The organism is Brevibacillus sp. HB1.3, from assembly GCF_013186635.1.
Lineage (GTDB): Bacteria > Bacillota > Bacilli > Brevibacillales > Brevibacillaceae > Brevibacillus > Brevibacillus brevis_D.
In genome coordinates, this window is sequence record NZ_JABMIT010000004.1 from 101,783 (window position 1) to 122,174 (window position 20,392).

A 20,392-nucleotide genomic window follows, 5' to 3' on the forward strand; every position below is an offset into this window, starting at 1 on the left:
ATAAATGGTAATAAAAGGGTAATCCAAAGCGAATGAACATAAAAAACCCTCCCTTCCGACCAAGGGAAGAAAGGGGGCTCTAAGTAGGTTACCTTGGCCACTTTCTCATCCAATCAACTCCTAAACAGTTACATTTTTCCATCATTCTCGTATTTATTAACGAAACCAATTTATATGAAAGTAGGAAGAGATATGAAGATCAGAAATATTGTTTTATTAAATCTTTTAACTTTAGCCGTTACTTTAACACCAACGGCTTTCGCAGCGGAGGCAAGTAATTTGAGTCAGCCTGGTAAAATGAACGAAGCACCCTTTTTGTTAGAAGCCCCTATTCATGATCCCTATGTCATTTCCTCTGATTTCGGCTTGCAAATCAATCCCGAAACCAAGAAATCAAAAGGACATAACGGATTGGACTATGCAACCGCTAAAGGTACAGCTATCTTTGCAGCAAATGATGGTGTCGTTCTTTTCGCTGAAAGCACAGAAGGATTTGGAGAAACAATAATAATCAAGCACAATTCCGAATTCAGTACCCTCTATGGTCACATTCTCCTTGGTTCATTTCTTGTGAAGCCCGGAGATACTGTAAAGAAAGGTCAAAAAATAGCAGAAGTAGGATCATCCGAAACAGGAGATATGTTGCATTTTTCTGTTATGAAACAAGGAACCATGGTAAATCCGACCGATTTTTTAGCCAAAAGTACCAAATAAGAATCTAGTCACCTTCCGTAAGGAATGGTGGCTTTTTTCATTCACATACCCAGCTGACTATTCGGTAGCATTATCCTCTCTTGAATGAGATTCCGAAAAAACTCAACAAAATCTCGGTATTCACATTTTTGTAACAAATCCGCCAATACATCCAAAGGAAAACCATTGATAGACAAGAAATTCATATTGAAATGGAAATAAATTACAAATAAGGAGTGTTTTTCATGAAACGAGCCTTGTCTTTCCTTTCTGCTACATTACTTTTAACAAGTATGTTAGCTACACCATCGTATGCCGAAGCAAATAAGACGACTGCCACCTCTCAAACTTCAAAGTCAAATCGATCAATCCAAGCAATAGCAATGGATCCATCTCTATTGAATGGTTTTCGGGTGAAAGAAACGAACAGTGGAACTGTATATTTAGTTATGGATGGAAAAAAGAGAGGCATTGTTAGTGCCGATGTTTACTTTAAATTGTTTAATAGTTGGGATGGTATTCGGGAATATCCGTCTCTCAGCAGTATTCCTGATGGGCAAGTCATTGGTGAAAATGCTCAACTGATAAGGTTTCAAAGCAGTGCAACTGTCTATCTTTTAGATGAAGAAAATGGAAGAGTTGTTAAACGCGGCATCACAAGCGCATCTGTTTTTAACAAATACAATTTTGATTGGAATAAAATTATTGTACTTGCTGACTCTCTAAAGAATGCATTTCCCGATGGTTCCCTACTAGACAAATAATAAAGTTTGCGAATAGACACACCTCTTACATTGGGTAAGAGGTGTGTTGACGTTTGTGTTTTGTTCATTACCTATATTTCATGTAAAATAATGAAAGTATTAATAAAAAACACGAATCATTTGGAGGGTCCGAGATGCAGGTCAAACGAATTGTCGCCAATATAGACGCCCGGGATATCGCCGCAGCTAAATGCTTTTATCAGGACGTACTCGGCCTACATTTATTGATGGATCATGGTTGGATCGCAACTTACGGAACTGACGAAGAAATGAGCGTTCAAATTAGTTTTGCTTCACAGGGAGGTTCCCACACGCTTACTCCTGATCTATCCATTGAAGTCGATGATGTCGATACAGCGCTTGAACGGATGAAGCAAGCAGGGTTTCCAATTGAATATGGGCCAGCAGATGAGCCTTGGGGTGTTCGGCGTTTCTACGTCCGCGACCCATTTGGCAAGCTCATCAACATTCTTGGTCATCTACAGTCCAATTGAAGCCTATTCATAATTCAGTGCTGTTCGTCCACTTCTGCCTGCCATCTATTTCATGCGGTTAGCCACTCTACCCATGCAGTTGCGATCCATCGGTTTCACTCCCTACACATTGTGTCAGCCACCATAAAAACAACTTTTTTTCCACCCATTATTTTTTTCATGTACAAACGCCCTTACATAATTCGTTATATCACATACCTTAATTTGGGGGTATCCTCAATCACAATTAAGGAGTGACATTTATGAGCGCTGGCTTTTTTGATGACTTTTCTTTAATTTTGGTTCTCTTTGTCCTGTTAGTAATTGTTGCTTGCAGTTGCGAGTAATTTTTTCAATGTTTATGGGCGGCATTATAAGCTGCCCTTTTTACATAATGCCCGTTAAACTTTGTCGTTCATTTGGATATGCCTTTAATAAATAAATTTGCGCATTCATTAGCACATTTACGTTTACCATAGGCTCGTATCAGTTGCCAAGCATCCCTTATTTGCATTCTTTATACCAGGTGAGAGAAACGAGTTGAGTAATCTGACGTACGGAGGCGAAGTATACGCATCTCTCTCACAAAGACATCAAATAGAGTATGCAAGATCGTTTAAAAGGAGGTGCGAGAATTGGCGGCACAAAAAGGTGTTACAACTTCGTCGAGAAGAGTGTCCTTAGAAATACAAAGAAAGAATCGGAGAAAAGCAGTCCGATTAATCAACAGAATCGTTGTAATAAGAACCATATTCGATACATTTACTGGATGTCTTCTCAGTGTCGGACCAAATGGTTATCGTGTTCGGGTCTACACTGGTAGCAATGAGACGTTCACCATCATCACCATTCCATTAAATTTCGTTATAAACCTCTTTCCTTTCCCTTGCAATTGCTAGGTTCAAGGCCCCGGTCCAACGGGGCTTATACATATTCCCTCTCTTTTTTTCAAACCTCTATTTGAGCATTGTGATAAGTCTTGTAAACAACGGCAATAATGTTCATGAAAAAGAATTTGAGGAGAAAACAAAGCAATGCTTATAAACATTTTGCTTGGCTTCGTATTTCCATGGATTTTTGGAATCTGGTTGTATTTGCGATCACCTAAAATAGTTCTCACGATTGGTCCATTTGCATCGGTCCTGTCGTACATCGTTAATGTCTGGGGGATATATAACCATTACTGGATATTGACACCTGTCTTAGAGGTCAAGACCGCTTCCGTGCTTCCGATGAACCTCGGAATATTCCCTGTTATTGCTTGCTTTACTTACTTTCTCATTTTCCGAACGAGAACCCAGCCAGTTCTCTGGATACTATTTTTTTCTGTTGCCCAAACGCTTTTGGAATCTATCGCCTATTCTTTTGGCAAAGTACAATATTTTAATGGTTGGAATATTGGAGGAACCTTTTTATCCTACTTGATCCCAGCCATAATTACATACATATACTTCGTTCTTTTGATATCCAAAGGGGTATTGGAAAAGAATGATCCCGATTTAACATAATTGAGCTTGTCTTCTCAAGCGCGTATCCCAGACTATTACATATCCTACCTATCATAAACACCTCTCACCGGGCCACAGAGATGTGAATCCCTTTACCAGTATTTGTTATCCTGCGTATTGTTTTTAGCAACACTCTGCACTCCTCGAAATGTCCAGGAATATGATGCTGATTAGATTAGGAAGGAGTGGAAAGCAAATGGTGTATCCTGCTCAGGCTCCAACATCTCCACCCCCGGGCTTCATCCCTCCCAGACCAACTTACATCCCTCCGCAACCATCTACCTATCTTGTCGATTGTGTGTACGAAAACACTTATGTTTGGCTCGTAAATGGAGAGCAATTTTGGTTTTATCCAATTACCGTTGAGTACAACGGGGTTACGGGCTATCGGTGGAACGGCAGGTCCTGGATGTTTTATGGTATTGATCCAAGGTTTATCGATGCCGTTGTATGTTACCCGACTCCTACCCTTTATTAAGGTGTGGGAGTTTTATACATAACAAGAGCTCCTAACCCTACTCTGCGACCTAAAAGCCCGAATATGGGCAAAAAAACATTACCGCTGGTTTTACTCCAACAGATACAATTAGATCATCTATTCTCCCCATTAAGTATTGTGAAAAGTAGGAATTGTAATTTATACTAATCAAATGGATTTTTTCGAAAAATTGGAGTGAATAAAAGAGCATGAAAATCAGCCTAAGAGATGTAACGAGAGAAAATTTTTGGTCATGTATTTTACTTAAATCCATGAATTACAAAGGTCTGCACCTCTTTGAAGAGCATGTCACCTCCAATGCATTCTCCCTTGCTCAAGCAAAAGTTGAAACAGAATGGATTCCCAAAGCAATTTACGCAGACGATCAATTAGTTGGTTTCACCATGTACGGATTCGAAATGAAAAATAGTTTTTACTTTATTACCAGATTGATGATTGATTACAGACACCAAGGAAAAGGTTACGGAAAAGCAGCCATGCTTTTGGTCATTGAAGAATTAAAAAACATGGGTACACAAGAAATTTACACAAGCTTTGTTTCCACAAACGAAGGTGCCAAAAAGCTTTATTCTAGTATCGGTTTTCGTTTCACCGGACGAGAAATCGAGTTCGGTGAAGAAAAAGAACCTCTCTATTGCCTGAATCTTAATAATTGATCGCTCCCCATTTGTGGGGAGCTTTTTTCTTAATAACTACTTTGTTAATTTTCTTTTTCTCACTGTGATAAAATGCCGATATGCTCCCAGATTGCCACCTAGTTACCGCGAATGGAAGCGAAGCATCGGAGGCTTTCATTCAGCCAAATCTCACAACCGCTCTCCATTCAAAATATTGTCAATCTTAAACACCATTCGTCAGTTTCTCTTAAAGTTAGAGGATCGTCTTTGTGATAGGATGGTATATATTGGCATTTAAGAGAGGGGATGATAGACACCTACCTCTTTTTTGCAAGAAATGCTACAACAATTGACCTCTACTCGATGATCGTTTCCAAACAACTTTTATCATGAAAGGTTGATGTTCATGTTTAAAAAAGCACTTATGATCCTGTCATTAAGTTCAGTCATCGTAGTACCCTCTCTAGCCACACAAGTCCAAGCGGCAGCGCTCCCTGCACAGGAAAAGGCAACCACCTACGCTTCCAATAAAAACATCAGAAGCGCCACGTATGGAGAAGAAATCTGGGTGTCGCTTACCTCACCTATTCCAGCCGGATGGGTTATCGTTAGAACGTTAGGAACGCAGAACCTGATCAGGAATGTGAATGGTGCTTCTTATGGCACAGAGGTAGAGGTGCTGCTAGCTTCGCCTATCCCCAGCGGATGGGTCATGGTTCGAGCCTTTAGAGGATCGAATGTCATCAAGAATGTGAACGGTGCTTCTTATGGTACCGAGATAGAGGTGATGCTCGCCTCGCCTATTCCAGTCGGATGGGTCATGGTTCGAGCCTTTGGAGGATCAAATGTAATCAGAAATGTTCATGATGCTTCGTACGGCACGGAGGTAGAAGTGATGCTCGCTTCGCCTATCCCAAAAGGATGGGTCATGGTTCGAACCTATGGAGGTTCGAATGTGATCAGAAATGTCAATGGTGCTCCTAACGGAACGCAGATTGAGGTACTGCAAGCCTCGCCTGTTCCTGAAGGATGGATCATTCTCAGTTCAGGTGGAAATTCGAAAGTAATCAGGAAAATTGGCTAACACAAAGAGCACATGGCAATGTATCTAGTCCGCGAGCTGACGTCGAAATGAAATCGGCATCAGCTTGTGGGCTTGTAACAACATAAACCACCTGCAAACCTTATCCTGTCTGGGCATCGGATACTTGGGGGAAAAAAGATTTATGAAGAACCGTGTAAGCTGCGGCTCTTTTTTACTTTAATGAGACGATGCTATCTTTGTTAGGGACATTACCAAAGTACCCACCATGAACTCATAAGATACACTTAATCCTTCCAGCATAACAACCACCTAGCCACATAGTTCCCATTCCTTTTCCGAGGTAACAGTCCATATTCTTCTGTTGCTATGCTCAGCCCCACCACAAGTGTGCATCACGACCAAATGGCCTTTTTTAGCATCTTCTTTCCTCCTTTTAGTGTTTGAAACATAAATCCGGGATTCGAAAGGTACTTTATATGACTTTCTCAAGACAATTGGTACTATTAGGTTTCATCACAGGTCTATTAATCTGTATTGCTTTTCCAGTCCTTCAAAAGGAAGCGACCCTGATGGGATTATGGATGATTCTGTGGAGTCGTATAAGTTTACGAAAAGGCTCTGTTTATGGAATCTGGAAGCTTTTAACTTACATAACATTAGTGATTGGCTGGATACTCTTGCTTTTCGGGATACTTTTGACAGCCTTAGCTTTCATTTTCTAAAATACCGTTGTGTTAAGCTATTTCCCCATTCCTGCCATCATCACAGTAAGGTGATTCCTAAAAGGATATGGACATTATTTTCGAGTTATTGGATTGTCCTCGAAGCAATAAAGAAGAGCAGCGAATTGATTTTCGAATCTAGTCAAAATACCAAATTTGAAAAATTGGAGTATAGCCCTTGTCCCCTTCGTGACCTCCTGAATATTTTGGTACAAGGAGGTGATCTCTCATGGCAACAGCACCGATTACTATCGGAGCAAATAGCATTGCAAAGATCGGAAACCGATTTTTCTTAATTGTTGAAGTGGAAGCAAAGGCGCCAGGTGTTGAAATTGACCCAGTCTTTGCGGTTCGTACAACGCCCCAACAAGCGAGGGCGCTCATTAAAGCAGGTGTAATGCGTACTATTATTCAAAACACACGACCGCGAGCTTGCCCTGGATTGAAAGTTGAATTTAAAGGCGTACTTTTCGCTAATGGTCGGTTTTTCTCAGTCTTTGACGTTGAAAACTCAACAGATATTTCAGTACTTGTTAGAATCAGCCGTGAACGAGCGCAAAGACTTATCCGCAATGGAGCACGGAGAATTAAAGTTATTAGAAAACCTTTCTAACGATTTCACTTAGAAACTGTTAACCTGCACAAGATTAAACTTATCTTGCTGCAGGTTTTTTTATGGAGTTTCACCTGTGTTAAATCCTGTTAACAATTCCACTTGTGACCTTTCGGATGGTAATCCAGTCTAATATGTTAAACAAAGTACCCTCTCGTGCAGAAAGTGGTGATACAAATGAGTTTAATCATTACTGTAATTACCTTCGTTATTGTAGCTGCAATATTTTGGTGGATCTTTACATCAATTCATAAAAATCAATTACCAAAAAGAACAGATTTTACCCCTTACGACGACATGATGTCTGGGCGTGTTAAAAAAGATCCGCTTTACTCGTTTATGAATCAGGAAGAGGAAGAGAAAGAGAAAGAAAAATAAACAGTATCGATCGTTCCTTGTTGAACATAACAGCACCGCTACCGAAAAAGGGTTCTAGATAAGTTGTATGACCCGGCATATGACTGATAATCCAGGTCAGCCATGCTCCACTTGCCCGGGGTAGTGCAAAGTTATTTTACTCACCTGTCGCACCTCCTTCCGCTTCGTTTATCTCTGTGAGCAAGAGATCATATTACTATCCTGATGCTTTCTGTTTCTTACACGCGCTTAACTGAAGAGAAAATTCAGAAAATACTGTATACAAATATTCAACTCCCTGTGTTACTATTTAATAGAAAGTTAAATTCATCCATAAATAGGAGGTGAATAGGAATGTTTAAGAAACTTCTTCAAAAGTTAGGTAGTCAACCCCAGGCTAGATGTACTCCTCCCTGCCTTTGGTTTCCACCTTACACGAAATGCATGTGTCCAGACTAAGTGAGATTCTACAAAAGAGGCTATCCCAAAGACCATGAAAATGGTAGAGGGATGGTCTTTTTTTCATCCATCTTTCCTTGCTCCTTTCTTTGAGGGGTATCCGGGCAAAACAACATAAAAAAACCCTCCCTTCCGACCAAGGGAAGAAAAGGGAGGCTGGGTGGACTGGGTTCAAATCTCTAGTTCACCAAGTCGAACGAGTTCGACTACTGCCTGAGATCGACCTTTGACACCTAATTTTTGCATGACATTACTAATGTGATTGCGCACAGTCTTTTCGCTGATGAAGAGTTGTCCGGCAATCTCTTTGGTTGTCTTATCTTGGACCAAGAGTTCAAACACTTCTCTTTCGCGATTCGTTAACAACGGCTTGGTTTGGTCGCTACCCTTCAATCGTGCCACCCCTCCTTGTGGGCTCTACAGGAACAAGGTTGAGGGATTACAGAGTCACCTTATCCTATGATGGGGGGTGGGTGATGGTGCCGGAATTTCAAGGATTTTAGGCTTTTGCCTTACATCCTATTCAGAAAATGGGCAATGGGTTCCGAACACCGATGAGAAACCTCTTCGACATCCGCCGTGAATTTTTCCGTTCGAGACGACGATGGCGCCAGTTGTTCCCCGTTCAGATCGCGACGAGTTCGCCTCGCCTGATGAGATTGCCATCGGAACCCAAGGCCAACACCGCCCCCGACACTCCAGTCTATTCATCCGAGACATATACTGCTCCCTACAATTCGACTTTCATTCCACTTTTTTTAACCCGATCAACCAAAAGTGCCCTTGATTCGTAAAAATCAAGGGCACCACAACTTAAATAAATGGGGTACGACTATACGTCTGTTCGAATTTATCACGCAATCCTTTGGCCAGTAGACTAAAGGAACCGATTGCAAGCATATAAGCAGCAAGTGGGATCATGAAAATCCACGTGTAATTCGTGTAGACAAAGCTTCTGTAAGTCCCGAGCAGTCCTGCCCATTCATGTGTGATCGAGTGAAACTCAATCGGGTCATAGTACATAGTCGTGCCGCCTACATAAAGACCAAATATCCCGAGAAGCCCCATCAACGTCATGGTGGCGATCATCTCTGTCACCAGGACAATGACCAGATGCTCCTTCAAATGCGGTAGGATGTGGCGAAAGATGATCTGATCCCGTCCGGCCCCCAGCGAGGTCGCAGCTAAAACATACTGGGATTCCTTGATTTGCTCCGTTTTTTGACGGATGGACGCAGCTACTGAAGGCGTCCCTAGCACAGCCACAACCACTATGAAAAACAATACGAGCGTAAACGTTGGCAATTCGGGATTGATATTGATTCCTTTCAATAAAAAATAGATAGGAATAAATATGGGCATGTATCCCCAGGCGTTCTCAATCGCAATCCACCAACGCTGCTGCTTGTCCAATATTCCAATATACAGTCCGATCCATGCTCCCATCAATAATCGCAATAACGCAATCATGAGCGTAATAAAAATGGTATACGGTGCCCCGTGGAGCAGTTTTGTAAGCAAATCATAGCCCCATTTATCCGTACCCAACAGATGCTCGCTTGACGGTGCCAAAGGAGGCGAAATGATCACTTGCTTCCCGTTCACCATCTCATTCCGCACTTTCGCCTGGTAATCGATGTCATAAGGGGCTAAATAGGGTCCGGCTACACCGATAATGATTAAAAATAATACCAAGATACTGCCTAGCCATAAAGACCAATTGAACCGTTTCCTCATACCATACCCTCACTCATTCCAAAAGAAGTCTGGGTTATTTATATACAACCGCTCGTTCAATCACATACAAAATGAGACGAATCAATACATAGACCAAAATGGATAGCAAAATAATACCTAACAGTCCCATGACAGCAGCATTGAATTCGTAGGTGCCATCTTTGCTAAAAATAAAGCGGGTCAATCCTACGACGTTTAATAAGTACTCAACAATAAACAAGTTGGCTACCGAAATCGCAATCGTCTTCTTTAAATCAGCAATGAGAAACGGCTTGATATTTTTATAGACGTGGTGAATGAGAACATGCCAGATCCCCATCCCCTTGGCAAGAGCTGTTTTAATGTAGTCTTCGCCGCCGATTTGTGCATACTTCAGACTGACTACCTTCATGAGAAAAATCGTTGGTCCAATGGACAGTAGCGTGATCGGAAACCAAGTACTCTCAGAGTCACTTACAGGTGACAGGGTGATAATTCGAATGTTCGTCATCTTGTAAAACCCGACCGCACCCACAATCGAAACAACGATCAGGATAAAATCAGGAATCGTAGCAAGCAAATTCAAAACCTTTTGAAATTGACGTACGATCCGAAAGCGCTGCAATAGCAATCCAAAAATAATACTAGCAAGAACGGCGACAATCACACTTGAGAATAGTAGTTCAAAGGAGCTAATTGCAAATGGGAGGATATCCTCTGCGATGCTCCTTTCCGTTTGCCCGGAATAATAGGTTCCGAGGGAGCCCTCTGCAAACTGCTGAATCAGATATACCGCATGGACTACGATATTTCCTGGTTCGAACACGATTTCTTCCTTTTGCGTATATAGCATGAAAGGCCCACCGCAAACGGCGATAACCAGGAAAAACATCCCAATGAATTGTTTTACATAGGTCAAGCTCTCATACCCCCTTACTATTTCCAACAATACACTATCTATTAAAAATCATCTAGACAATAGAAAATATTTTATTTTTTGATTCTATTCAAACAGAAATAAAAAAGTGGCTGAGCAGGATAGCCTGTCAACCACTTCTCCATTCATGGGAACAGTTGATTCGAAAAAGATGATAGCTGATTGATTACTTCGTAGAAGAAGTAGCTACACGCAGCTGCTCATTTTTCATGAGAAGATTTTGAATCGAAGCAGTGAAAGGTTTTCTTACTCCGTCTTTCAAACGTGGTACCATTGGAATCATCTGATAGACCTCCCTTCTGACAATATCTTCTTAAGAATAGCATTTTTCCTTATTTAACGTCAATTGCGTCCATTCTCAGATAGGAAGCGAGCTGATTGATTTCGGATAGGTAGATGTTTTCTTGTCCATAATAGCCCTCCTGCTCCCCTGCAAGCTGTGCAAATTTCGAATAGAGTCGGTTCAGATAAACATGATTAGCATCTGCATGAAAGGTTACTTGTTTCACGTGCTCATTCTCTTCCTGGACCTGTCTGATAAGATGGCGAAAGCCTTTTAGAAATACCCTGCTCCGTCGATATTTTTCTTCAACGATAACGGAATGGATATAGCAAATTTCTCCCGTTGGGTCTGGTTGCCTTTCTGCTGTCAAGTATTGATAATGGCCCCATCCGATCAATTTACCTCGCTCGTCTTCTATAAGGATCAAATGAGAATCCGGGAGAAACGTCAAAATATGAACGAGCGTGTCACTAAGGGAAAACATACGGCTAAATTCCAATCGATTGCGCATAAAGAATAGCGTGAATTGGGCAAAATCATTGTCACTACTACATTTTCTAAAGTGGACATGCATCCTTTACACACTGCCTCTCTTTTTTCTGTTGGTTAACGTAACACTTCTACTTTTCCGCGTGCGAGGAGATAAAACTTCTCTGCTGCTTCTCCCAAAGCCTTTTGTAATAGCCCCGCTTTTGCAACAATTCAGAGTGTGTCCCTTGCTCCACTAGTTCCCCCTGCTCCAATACAAATATTTGATCCATGTCCGTTATGGTCGACAAACGATGTGTCACCATAATGATAGTCCGATCGCTGGAAAGCTTCGCAAAGGTCTTGTTTATAGAAGCCTCAGAAATGGGGTCGAGAGCAGAAGTTGCTTCATCCAGAATGAGTAGAGAAGGATTGCGAAGAATCGCTCGAGCAATGGCAAGTCGCTGCCTTTGTCCCCCCGAGAGATTGCTACCCCCATCCAAAATTAGTGACTCGTACTTGTCTGGTAGACTCATGATAAAGTCATGGATCTCCGCTTGCTGTGCAGCCATCCTCAGCTCGTCGTTGGTCGCATCGAGTTTGCCGAGCCGGATGTTTTCTGCTATTGTACCGTGAAAAAGAAAGTGATCCTGAAAGACGACCCCTACATGGTTGCGGAAGGCTTCCCGATTCCTTTCATCTAGTTTTGTGCCGTTTATCTCGATATGACCAGAACTAGGTTGATAAAAGCCTAATAGCAGCTGAATGATCGTGCTTTTTCCTGACCCGCTGGAGCCAACAATCGCAATTTTTGATCGAGCTGGAATCTGCATGCTGATTTGCTTAATCGATAACTGATTTTCTTGATAGCCAAAGGTAACGTTTTTTATGGACACTTCAGTCGTAACCAAATCAATCTGTTCGAATGAAGAATGGTCGACTTTTTCACTAGGTTCATTCAGCACCTTCTGGATTCGCTCCATACTGACTTGTGCATCTGTCATCAGTGGTAGCGTAAAGGTCAGATTAAATACTGCATTCCCCATCGACGTATACATGGTGAAAAAGGCGACAAGCGAACCGACAGAGATTCTCCCGGTGAGTGCCAGATAGGAACCGAAGCCAATGATCGTAAAGTTGATGAGTAGCAAGCATAGCGCAGGAATTCGTTCCAACCTCGCTGCCATCAAATTTTTGCGATAGTTGCTGACCAACAGCAATTCGAGTCTTTCCATGAATTTATCGATCATGACCGCTTGCAGGTTGAACCCCTTGATAACCATTTGCGCTTTCGTATTTTCCTGGACATCATTCGTCATAGCAGCGAGCTGTTCTTTATAGGCAGCATTGATTGCGTGAGCACGTCGTCCAAGCAAATAAGGGCCTGTAAAGATCAAGATTGCCCCAACCAAAATACACAGCGCCATCACCCATTCTAAATAAAACAACACCATCGTACTAATCGTCACGACCACCAATGACTGAATACCTGTCGTGAAGAGAATCGCTAACGATCTGTCAATGACAGGTAAATCCACTGAAAAGTGAGAGATCAGTTCGCCCGAACGTGTTTTATGGAAATAGCTGACTGGCAAATGCTGCATATGCGCAAACAATTTTTGCCGCAAATCATTTTGCACACGTGCATTTAGTTTTGCCAGCACATAATCACTGATCATTCCAGCACTGATACAGATGAACCCGCTAATCGCCAAGACGATCATGATAACGGAGAAAACGTGCATATCTTTGGGAACAATCGCTCTATCAATGATCATTTGGAAACTGAGAGGTGCCAAGGATAAAAAAAGTAGATCAAGTGCAAGCGTGAGGAAAAAAAGGGAACTCAGGAGCTTATAGGGGCGTAGGTAACCAAACAGTTTTTTGATGACGAACAGCATCGTAACGTCTCCTTCTTGGATTAGAAAAATGGTTCATGTTGAAACCTGGCCGCATAGGCTTGCCAAGCCCGAAATGAGGCGCGATATTCATCCAATGGACCGTTTTCCGTTTCCACAGAAGCTACTCGATCTGCAATCTTGGCAAACAATCTGCGTAAAGAGTTGTCTGCGGAAGTCCAGAATCGAAACTCCTTCACGTCCTCCTCCATATAGGCGATATACTCGGTTACATACTGAAAGGCATGCAAAAAAAGACGACTGCTGCGATACTGTTCCAAAAAATAGATGACCTGAATTTGAACGATATGCTTGTCTTCGTACTGATTCTCACCTGTCCCGTAAATGTAGGAAAAAGCACCGATCACTTCATCGTCATCGTTGAAGCAAAGAAATGCTTTCCCCTCCATTAAAACGGGACTCGCCAGAAAACTGAGCGCCACAGGAAAGGAATATGGCATGCGAAGCTGGTCGTAGTTTTCCAATAAAAAGGCCATGTATTTCTCGTAATACATCTCAGCTGAGCAGATCGAGAAGTAATGATCCATCTCTTTCCTTCCCTCCTTGAATGATGAAGCGTGGGTACATATCCTTCACAAAAAAGACGGCCATTAGCCGCCTCTATCTTATCACAATAATTTGAATATCTAGTCTGCCCATGTCATGAAGATCGAGCGGTGCAATCAATGCTGTCCCTGCCATGTCTTTCAAGTCATGCTGGTGTAAAAATAAGGGCGGGGTTATGTCTACGATAACTCCTCGATTGGACAAAAGCGTACTCGCATTCCCGGAAATCATGTTCCCTAACTCGGAAATGGCACTTTTTCCGAGCTCATCCATCTCTTGCACGGGATAGCCACCCATCATGGCCGAGACAATGCGCAAAGCCAATTCCTCTTGCAGACCGAAAAAGACCTCACCTTGTAATTGACCTGTCATTCCGATTCGAATCCATGTATGGCCTTCTACATGGCTCCATTCTCTTTCAGCTAACTCTCCACGCGAAATGTCGACATTGCATACTTGTTGAATCACGGATGAAGCTGATTCAAGAAATGGATCAAGGTACTGGACTATCATCTGCATTCTCTTCCTTTCCCGGGCAATTCACTCTCAGAGGTTGAACTCGTATAGGACTATCATAATGTCGATTTTTGGCAGATGCAATAGGATTACGAAAACTTCCTAGGTACAAGGTCACGAAAACAAGGTTTACCAGGAAAATATTCCTCTACTTTTGTCTCATGACCAATGGTATAGATGGCCGTGCACGTTCGCAAGTCTACTATTTCTACACCGATCTCATGCTTACTCAATTGCCACATCGGAAGCACGACTCGATCAAAGGCAAAAACAGTGTCTCCAAATGCCAAACATTCCTGTATACAGCGGACTTCATCGTAATCCTCGTCGGCCTCAAGCAAATGAACGGGTTCCAAACCGAATTGTTCGATCAGATGAATGCGATCCAACAATTGCTCTGCCCCACGTTTCCTTTTGGCTGTCCTTCTTGGTGAGAGCACTGGGTACTCTCTCATAACATATTCCCACATGATCCCATGGTAAAACATCGAATAGTATCCTCCCACAAAAAATTTGGCCCGGCAATAGCCGTTTATCTGCTACTGACGGGCCCGCTACCCTATTTCTTCTTTCCGACGACGTTCATCTCCGCTCGGGCTTCCCTCCCCAGCGCATCGGTGGCAACAACCGTCACTTTTTGCTTGCCTTCCTCTACCTCATGAAGCACCAAGCGAAATAGCCCTTGATCATTCGCCTTGGTCTGAAAGCTTTTTGATCCATAGTTGATTTGGAGGTTAACAGCACCAGCACCTGTCACTTTCCCTTCGATGGGCAGCGCTTCACCTTCCTGCCCTTCTAGCTGTTTGTTCGGTAGCTGGATCGTCGGTGCTGGCACTGTTCGCGCTTTGTAGGATATACGCTGCTCGCCATTGCTTATGACGACCGCCCCTGAATTGGCATCGACATATGCATACACAAGCAACATACTTTGATTGCCTGCACCGTCTTTCCCTTCGAGCAAAATGCGATTTTCTCCCTGCTTCATGTTCAAAATTTGCGTTACGTATTTTTGTGCAGGGATTTCCAATTGCTCTTCTTCAAAGTAGGACACGATTTGCCCATTGATGCTTACCTGACCTTTGTATGTTTGATCTCTGTATAGGAAACGGACCGGAACCAGCATGTTCTTGGTTGCTGGATCGAACTGTACGTCTTCGCTACCATCGTTTAGTAATTGCAATATCGGGGGACTCGTATCAACGATGACCCGCTGCGTGAATTGGCGCTTGTTTCCATACATATCCATTGCACTGTACATCACATAGTTGAGACCTTCTGTTAATCGCAGGATGGTTTCAAAGGAGCCATCCGTCGCCAGCTTTACAGGCGTTTTGTTAATCGACAAGCGCACCCTGTCCATCATATCCTCGCCTGTCACTTTGCCCCTGAAGGCCACGTCTGGCTGCTTGGATATTTTCAAATACGGAAACAAATCATCCGGGAACTCCACAAATGGCGGGGTGCTGTCGCTTTTCCCGTTTATATGTGCCACACTGATATTCCCCGCGTAATCATGCGCTACCACACTCATTTTTTTATCCGGCTGATTAATGAGTGTGCTGGACACTTTTGGAGAATAGGGGCCTCCTACCCTTTTTCCGTTTACATAAAGGAAATAGGCCTGGATATCTTTATCACGGCTACTCCATTGAACCCGGTTACCTGACACAGAAGCTGTAATCACAGGAGCTTTTGTATCCACGCGGATGGGGAGTGTCATCGATTGCCAATTTGCATTGCGGTCATCTATTTTGGCCTTAATGGAGAAGTGGTACTGTCCATCAGGTGCCTGTATGTAGGCGCCTTTTTGCGGTGAAAAGATCTTTCCGTCCCAGCTCCACGCTTCCCTTTCCGTATAATAATATGGCGTCCCCAGCTTGGATTGGTCGTACTTGCTCACCTTTTCATCGCGCACAAGAGTGCGAATCGGCTTGCCTGACTGATCGGTTACTTCGACGATAATATGACGGGCATTGCGCAAAAATGTAATCGAAGGAGCAGCGACATCGTAATGCCCATCCCCGTTTGGCGAAAAGGCGATATGATTGGGGTCGATTTTCGCGCCGCCATCGGCTTTGACACCTGTCACTCCTAGATAATCGCGATAGCGCCACTTGTCATTGCGTTTATCGTGATACCAGCTCGTCTTGACACCTGTTCGTTTTTCCTGACTTTCTGCCTCCCATACGGGCTGATCCATAATCCTTGGCTCATCCCAATCGCCGTAAAAGCCATAAAACGGCGTGCGCAACGTAGGCAGCTCCTTATCATCTGGTTGAAAGGAAATAAATCCTTCTGCAAATTGATTGCGTGCGGAGCCTGGCGGAATCGTAAGCGTTACCTTCACTTCCTCTAGCTTCCCTGGCGCAACGGTAATCTTCGGGGCGGAAAATTGCAGTTCTGCCCCCTCGAAAAGAGTATCCGTTAGCATGTTGAGCCCATTCTTGCGCAAGTCAGTCAAGACACCAAACTCATTTTGTAGCTGATACGTAATCGGCTTTTTGCCAAACTTGTTATTAATAAACAGAGAAAAGGTCGTTGAATTCCCGATCTCGCCTAACGAGACGCCTGCTTTTCCTTTTGCAGTCACAACGATGGCTGGAGTCTTGATCGCTTTTGCGGTTTGCATCAACCCTGCCCCTTGAACCCGTGGACTGTAAGGTACTTTTTTTGCTTTCTCTTTATCCGCTGCTGGTACACTGATTTGCGGATCGATTATCGGTTCTGCTGTATTCATAGCCGCAGCCTTTAACGTATCGACAAGCGATCTGCCTTGCAGGTTCCGCCCTTGCTTGAGATAGCCTTGCTTCAGCAACGCCATCCCGCCTGCCACATGTGGCGTTGCCATTGAGGTGCCACTTTTCACGGCATATTCAGACTCTCGCGTGAGTGACAAGATGCCCCCGCCTGGAGCTGCAATCTCCGGCTTGAACTGCAAATCGGGCGTTGGTCCCCATGATGAAAAAGCTGAGATTGTTCCTCCGTCGGGATATGGCATTGGGTTTTGTCCATATTCACCGTTAAAGGAGACCGTCACTTTCTTACCTTTTTTAATCGCTTGTGCCATTTGCTCGCCCATGTGCTTCAAAATAGAAACAGCCGGGATTTGTTTGGCATGCTCCGCACTGATAATCAGTGGTCCCATTTCATTGTTGTAGATGACGGCACCAACAGCCCCTGCTTCTTTGGCGAGACGTAGCTTTTCGTCGAATGAAATGTCGCCTCGCTCGAGCAATACGACTTTATCTTTTACGGAAACATTGTAGTCTTCCTTCTTCCCTTTCCCCATATAGACGAGCGGATACGGCTTCATCAGCGTCATGACTGGGTTTATTGCACCCCCGCCTTCCACATAGCCCGATAAATACACCACTTTCTCCATACCGGGTATCCCTTGCACCGTGAAGCTATAGCCAGCCAGTGCTGTTGCGTTAATAGAAGCAACTGAAAACGCATCAGGACTCAAACCTGGAGAACCGATCATGGCGATATCCGGATTCTGTGCTCGTACCTTATCACTGCCGAAATACGCATCATTGCCGGCGGCTGCCACTACTACGATCCCATTATCGACTGCTCGCTTCACTGCCATTTGCTCCACATTTGTTTCATCCACATAACCCGCTGAGGAACCGAGACTCAAGTTGATGACATCTGCTTTTTTCGTAATGGAATCATTAATCGCAAATAAAATCGATTCACCTAACCCAGGAACCTCGCTTTGATAATTGGAAAATACTTTTTGGCTGATGAGCTGGGCTTCAGGTGCAACCCCTTTTACTTTTCCGTTCGCACCAATAATTCCCGCTACATGGATACCATGCTGAGATTCCGATACGTCTTCCGTTGTTTGTGTACGGTCAGCCCAGTTAAAGCCAGGAATCACCTTCTGGGAAGAGCCTGACTTTTGCATGGCTGAACGCTTATCATGCGGGGCAGGTAAATCGGGGTGGCGCGGATTGATTCCCGTATCGATCACCGAAACGAGCATCCCTTCCCCTTTTACCCCCGCTTCCTCCCAAGCCTTAGTCGCCTCAATCATTTCCAGCGAATCGACTGGCGCAGATTTTAATTGCTCACCTCGCAGTAGCAGTTCTTGTCGTTGCCATTCATCTGCCGTCGTTTTATATTCCTTGTCCGCCTTGCCTGTATGTAATGGCTCGTGCATTTCCGCGAGATCCTGCAAAATCTGCGTACGAATGGTCGCCGTTCCTTCAAACGCTGTTGTGCTGACAGTCGTTGCGGGAAGCAAAGCCAATATCAATCCAATGCTGCATACCTTTTTCTTCATCGTTTGCCCCCTTGCTGGAAGTCATTCCATTATGTTTTCAGTTTTCACTAGGAATGGCTTGGGTATTCCCTTCTTTTCGCGAAGGTTGACAAACGCAGTAATTTCCGCCAATATTTAATTGCGTTAAATATTGTATATCAAATATTCCCTTTTACGAAGAAATAGATCAAATAAGGAGATGATACGAGCATGCCCTCCCCCTCTACAGATACGCTTGAGCGCTTGCAGGAGGCGTTTCGTACCATAATGCGCACGATGGGAACACAATTAGCCGAACCTGTCTCTGGTTTAACCGGCCCCCAATTCTATATTCTTCATCAGTTGGAACAGAAGGAAAAATGCACGGTTGGAGAGTTGGCTGAATCAATGGGGGTCAAACCAAGCGCAATCACAGCAATGGTCGACCGTTTGGATAAACACGGCTTCGTCGCCCGTGATCGTGATGAGGAAGATCGCCGAGTTGTTTACATTAGCTTGCGTGGTTCTGGCAAAAAAATTCTGCAAGTAGCCAAGCAGAATCGGAGAGAAAAGCTAAATAAAATGTTTTCTCACCTTAGTGAGGATGAACTCCAGCACTTCGTCAGCATCTTTGAAAAGCTGGCGATGGCGGCGGTTATCGAGGCGGATTGAATAAACTCCTTGTACGTTGCTGTTTGTGGTGGGGAGGAAACAGGAGAAAACGCTCAGATTCTTGTCCCACCCGCTGGCGGATTCACTGCCCGACTCCATGTAAAAAGCGAAACCGCGTCCAAAGTGGTCCTTTCAGGATGCTTCTCAGAGGTGGACGCTTAAGAGCGTGTTTCGCTTTTTACATTGCGTCTCGGTCGGTGTACCAAAGATCTTCGCTTTTTTCTCCTGTTTCCTCTACGAACTTTCCGTGTTAAACGGGTTTTAAAATCCTTTAAAGAGTGAAGAACCTAATCAGTTACGACAGAGAAGAATATTTCCAGGCGTAGCGACTTGTGGAGTCCTACCGAGCGGAGAAGGGATTCGCAGGCAAAAGAAACGCAACCGTGCCCACGCGACGTAGCGGCTACCACTTTTGCGTTTCCCCGCGAATCTCTTCGGAGCGGACAGTCTCATCCCCCAGAGGGACGGAGCCTGGAGCCTAGCCTGGAAATATTCTTCTCTCCACTACAGCCACATGTACTTTCCTAAACTGAAAAAAGGCGTGCATTCCGGATCACCGGTGCACGCCTTTTCTATTGCAAACAATTAGGAGAAGAAGAACTTCTTCACTGCATGTTTGGTTGTTTCTTTGTTCATGTGAGCGATCGAGGTTGTCAGCGGAATGCCTTTTGGACATGCTTGTACGCAGTTTTGCGAGTTACCGCAATCACCGATACCGCCATCTTCCATCAACGCTTCCAGACGCTCATGCTTGTTCATCATACCTGTTGGGTGCTGGTTGAACAGACGAACCTGCGAAATTGCGAACGGACCGATGAAGTCAGACTTCGCATTCACGTTCGGGCAAGCTTCCAAGCAAACACCGCACGTCATGCACTTCGAAAGCTCGTACGCCCATTGACGCTCCACTTCCGGCATGCGAGGACCTGGTCCCAGATCATGCGTACCATCGATTGGAACCCACGCTTTTACGCGCTTCAGCGCATCGAACATGCGGCTGCGGTCAATCGACAAGTCACGCTGTACAGGGAAGGTGCTCATTGGCTCAAGACGAATCGGCTGTTCCAGTTTATCTACCAGTGCCGAGCACGCTTGACGCGGTCTTCCGTTAATAACCATCGAGCACGCACCGCATACTTCTTCCAAGCAGTTCGATTCCCAGTTTACTGGAGACGTTTTTTGACCTTGTGCGTTGAGTGGATTACGTTGGATCTCCATCAAAGCACTGATCACGTTCATACCAGGACGGTAAGGGATTTTGAACTCTTCCTTGTACGGAGTGCTGTCAGGGCTATCTTGACGAGTGATAATCAAATGAATCAATTTTTCTGCCATG

Annotated in this window: 19 protein-coding genes and 1 pseudogene; 9 read left to right on the top strand and 11 right to left on the bottom strand. The window is 44.0% G+C overall.

All coding sequences use genetic code 11. From position 1 onward, the window contains the following. Nucleotides 1-192: 192 nt before the first annotated feature. From HPY31_RS10940 to HPY31_RS10975, 8 genes are all read left to right on the top strand, one after another. On the top strand, nucleotides 193-714 hold the full coding sequence (locus tag HPY31_RS10940) for a M23 family metallopeptidase (RefSeq protein ID WP_172140731.1): 522 nt from the start codon (nucleotides 193-195) through the stop codon (nucleotides 712-714). A 224-nt stretch (nucleotides 715-938) separates the two neighbouring features. After that, a complete protein-coding gene (locus tag HPY31_RS10945; protein ID WP_172140732.1) occupies nucleotides 939-1,457 on the top strand; it encodes a hypothetical protein in 519 nt (172 codons plus the stop codon). A 134-nt stretch (nucleotides 1,458-1,591) separates the two neighbouring features. Further along, complete coding sequence (locus tag HPY31_RS10950; RefSeq protein WP_172140733.1) at nucleotides 1,592-1,951, top strand: VOC family protein; 360 nt, start codon at nucleotides 1,592-1,594, stop codon at nucleotides 1,949-1,951. Nucleotides 1,952-2,193: 242 nt separating this feature from the next. Further along, nucleotides 2,194-2,277, top strand: coding sequence for a YjcZ family sporulation protein (locus HPY31_RS10955; protein WP_012685423.1), 84 nt, complete (start codon nucleotides 2,194-2,196; stop codon nucleotides 2,275-2,277). A gap of 1,848 nt (nucleotides 2,278-4,125) precedes the next feature. Beyond that, complete coding sequence (locus tag HPY31_RS10960; protein ID WP_172140734.1) at nucleotides 4,126-4,593, top strand: GNAT family N-acetyltransferase; 468 nt, start codon at nucleotides 4,126-4,128, stop codon at nucleotides 4,591-4,593. A 367-nt stretch (nucleotides 4,594-4,960) separates the two neighbouring features. Beyond that, nucleotides 4,961-5,638: a hypothetical protein gene (locus HPY31_RS10965; RefSeq protein ID WP_172140735.1), complete on the top strand. Its 678-nt coding sequence runs from the start codon at nucleotides 4,961-4,963 to the stop codon at nucleotides 5,636-5,638. A 912-nt stretch (nucleotides 5,639-6,550) separates the two neighbouring features. Further along, nucleotides 6,551-6,934 carry a hypothetical protein gene (locus HPY31_RS10970; protein WP_172140736.1) on the top strand — a complete coding sequence of 128 codons (384 nt, stop codon included), beginning with the start codon at nucleotides 6,551-6,553 and terminating at the stop codon, nucleotides 6,932-6,934. Nucleotides 6,935-7,111: 177 nt separating this feature from the next. Next, complete coding sequence (locus tag HPY31_RS10975) at nucleotides 7,112-7,312, top strand: hypothetical protein (RefSeq protein WP_172140672.1); 201 nt, start codon at nucleotides 7,112-7,114, stop codon at nucleotides 7,310-7,312. A 1-nt stretch (nucleotide 7,313) separates the two neighbouring features. Here the strand turns inward: HPY31_RS10975 and HPY31_RS10980 are convergent. From HPY31_RS10980 to HPY31_RS29100, 10 genes and pseudogenes are all read right to left on the bottom strand, one after another. Further along, nucleotides 7,314-7,456 (bottom strand): annotated as a pseudogene (locus tag HPY31_RS10980) (DNA adenine methylase); the annotation flags it as partial. Between the two features lie 465 nt (nucleotides 7,457-7,921). Beyond that, a complete protein-coding gene (locus HPY31_RS10985; RefSeq protein ID WP_003387736.1) occupies nucleotides 7,922-8,143 on the bottom strand; it encodes a helix-turn-helix domain-containing protein in 222 nt (73 codons plus the stop codon). Between the two features lie 420 nt (nucleotides 8,144-8,563). After that, nucleotides 8,564-9,487: an ABC transporter permease gene (locus HPY31_RS10990; RefSeq protein WP_172140737.1), complete on the bottom strand. Its 924-nt coding sequence runs from the start codon at nucleotides 9,485-9,487 to the stop codon at nucleotides 8,564-8,566. A 34-nt stretch (nucleotides 9,488-9,521) separates the two neighbouring features. Then, nucleotides 9,522-10,385, bottom strand: coding sequence for an ABC transporter permease subunit (locus HPY31_RS10995; RefSeq protein ID WP_172140738.1), 864 nt, complete (start codon nucleotides 10,383-10,385; stop codon nucleotides 9,522-9,524). Between the two features lie 350 nt (nucleotides 10,386-10,735). After that, entirely contained in the window at nucleotides 10,736-11,197 is a 462-nt protein-coding gene (locus tag HPY31_RS11000; protein WP_253901768.1) for a GNAT family N-acetyltransferase, read from the bottom strand. A 109-nt stretch (nucleotides 11,198-11,306) separates the two neighbouring features. Beyond that, complete coding sequence (locus tag HPY31_RS11005; RefSeq protein WP_172140740.1) at nucleotides 11,307-13,055, bottom strand: ABC transporter ATP-binding protein; 1,749 nt, start codon at nucleotides 13,053-13,055, stop codon at nucleotides 11,307-11,309. A 20-nt stretch (nucleotides 13,056-13,075) separates the two neighbouring features. Further along, nucleotides 13,076-13,600, bottom strand: coding sequence for a hypothetical protein (locus HPY31_RS11010; RefSeq protein WP_172140741.1), 525 nt, complete (start codon nucleotides 13,598-13,600; stop codon nucleotides 13,076-13,078). Between the two features lie 73 nt (nucleotides 13,601-13,673). Then, entirely contained in the window at nucleotides 13,674-14,132 is a 459-nt protein-coding gene (locus HPY31_RS11015) for a chemotaxis protein CheX (RefSeq protein WP_012685410.1), read from the bottom strand. A gap of 92 nt (nucleotides 14,133-14,224) precedes the next feature. Beyond that, nucleotides 14,225-14,623 (bottom strand): hypothetical protein, encoded by a 399-nt coding sequence (locus HPY31_RS11020; RefSeq protein WP_172140742.1) that lies wholly within the window; start codon nucleotides 14,621-14,623, stop codon nucleotides 14,225-14,227. A gap of 71 nt (nucleotides 14,624-14,694) precedes the next feature. Continuing rightward, entirely contained in the window at nucleotides 14,695-18,426 is a 3,732-nt protein-coding gene (locus HPY31_RS29100) for a S8 family serine peptidase (RefSeq protein ID WP_172140743.1), read from the bottom strand. Between the two features lie 189 nt (nucleotides 18,427-18,615). Here HPY31_RS29100 and HPY31_RS11030 point away from each other — a divergent pair, with 189 nt between their 5' ends. Beyond that, nucleotides 18,616-19,056 carry a MarR family winged helix-turn-helix transcriptional regulator gene (locus HPY31_RS11030; protein ID WP_172140744.1) on the top strand — a complete coding sequence of 147 codons (441 nt, stop codon included), beginning with the start codon at nucleotides 18,616-18,618 and terminating at the stop codon, nucleotides 19,054-19,056. Between the two features lie 585 nt (nucleotides 19,057-19,641). Here HPY31_RS11030 and sdhB read toward each other — a convergent pair. Continuing rightward, nucleotides 19,642-20,391, bottom strand: a complete 750-nt coding sequence (sdhB, locus tag HPY31_RS11035; protein WP_012685406.1) for a succinate dehydrogenase iron-sulfur subunit — start codon at nucleotides 20,389-20,391, stop codon at nucleotides 19,642-19,644. Nucleotide 20,392 lies beyond the last annotated feature (1 nt).

Bases quoted from the DNA above. Each gene is read 5' to 3' on its own strand.
- HPY31_RS10940 (WP_172140731.1), top strand. From the start codon at position 193: ATGAAGATCAGAAATATTGTTTTATTAAATCTTTTAACTTTAGCCGTT.
- HPY31_RS10945 (WP_172140732.1), top strand. From the start codon at position 939: ATGAAACGAGCCTTGTCTTTCCTTTCTGCTACATTACTTTTAACAAGT.
- HPY31_RS10950 (WP_172140733.1), top strand. From the start codon at position 1,592: ATGCAGGTCAAACGAATTGTCGCCAATATAGACGCCCGGGATATCGCC.
- HPY31_RS10955 (WP_012685423.1), top strand. From the start codon at position 2,194: ATGAGCGCTGGCTTTTTTGATGACTTTTCTTTAATTTTGGTTCTCTTT.
- HPY31_RS10960 (WP_172140734.1), top strand. From the start codon at position 4,126: ATGAAAATCAGCCTAAGAGATGTAACGAGAGAAAATTTTTGGTCATGT.
- HPY31_RS10965 (WP_172140735.1), top strand. From the start codon at position 4,961: ATGTTTAAAAAAGCACTTATGATCCTGTCATTAAGTTCAGTCATCGTA.
- HPY31_RS10970 (WP_172140736.1), top strand. From the start codon at position 6,551: ATGGCAACAGCACCGATTACTATCGGAGCAAATAGCATTGCAAAGATC.
- HPY31_RS10975 (WP_172140672.1), top strand. From the start codon at position 7,112: ATGAGTTTAATCATTACTGTAATTACCTTCGTTATTGTAGCTGCAATA.
- HPY31_RS10990 (WP_172140737.1), bottom strand. From the start codon at position 9,487: ATGAGGAAACGGTTCAATTGGTCTTTATGGCTAGGCAGTATCTTGGTA.
- HPY31_RS11000 (WP_253901768.1), bottom strand. From the start codon at position 11,197: ATGCGCAATCGATTGGAATTTAGCCGTATGTTTTCCCTTAGTGACACG.
- HPY31_RS11005 (WP_172140740.1), bottom strand. From the start codon at position 13,055: ATGCTGTTCGTCATCAAAAAACTGTTTGGTTACCTACGCCCCTATAAG.
- HPY31_RS11010 (WP_172140741.1), bottom strand. From the start codon at position 13,600: ATGGATCATTACTTCTCGATCTGCTCAGCTGAGATGTATTACGAGAAA.
- HPY31_RS11015 (WP_012685410.1), bottom strand. From the start codon at position 14,132: ATGATAGTCCAGTACCTTGATCCATTTCTTGAATCAGCTTCATCCGTG.
- HPY31_RS11020 (WP_172140742.1), bottom strand. From the start codon at position 14,623: ATGTTTTACCATGGGATCATGTGGGAATATGTTATGAGAGAGTACCCA.
- HPY31_RS29100 (WP_172140743.1), bottom strand. From the start codon at position 18,426: ATGAAGAAAAAGGTATGCAGCATTGGATTGATATTGGCTTTGCTTCCC.
- HPY31_RS11030 (WP_172140744.1), top strand. From the start codon at position 18,616: ATGCCCTCCCCCTCTACAGATACGCTTGAGCGCTTGCAGGAGGCGTTT.
- sdhB (WP_012685406.1), bottom strand. From the start codon at position 20,391: ATGGCAGAAAAATTGATTCATTTGATTATCACTCGTCAAGATAGCCCT.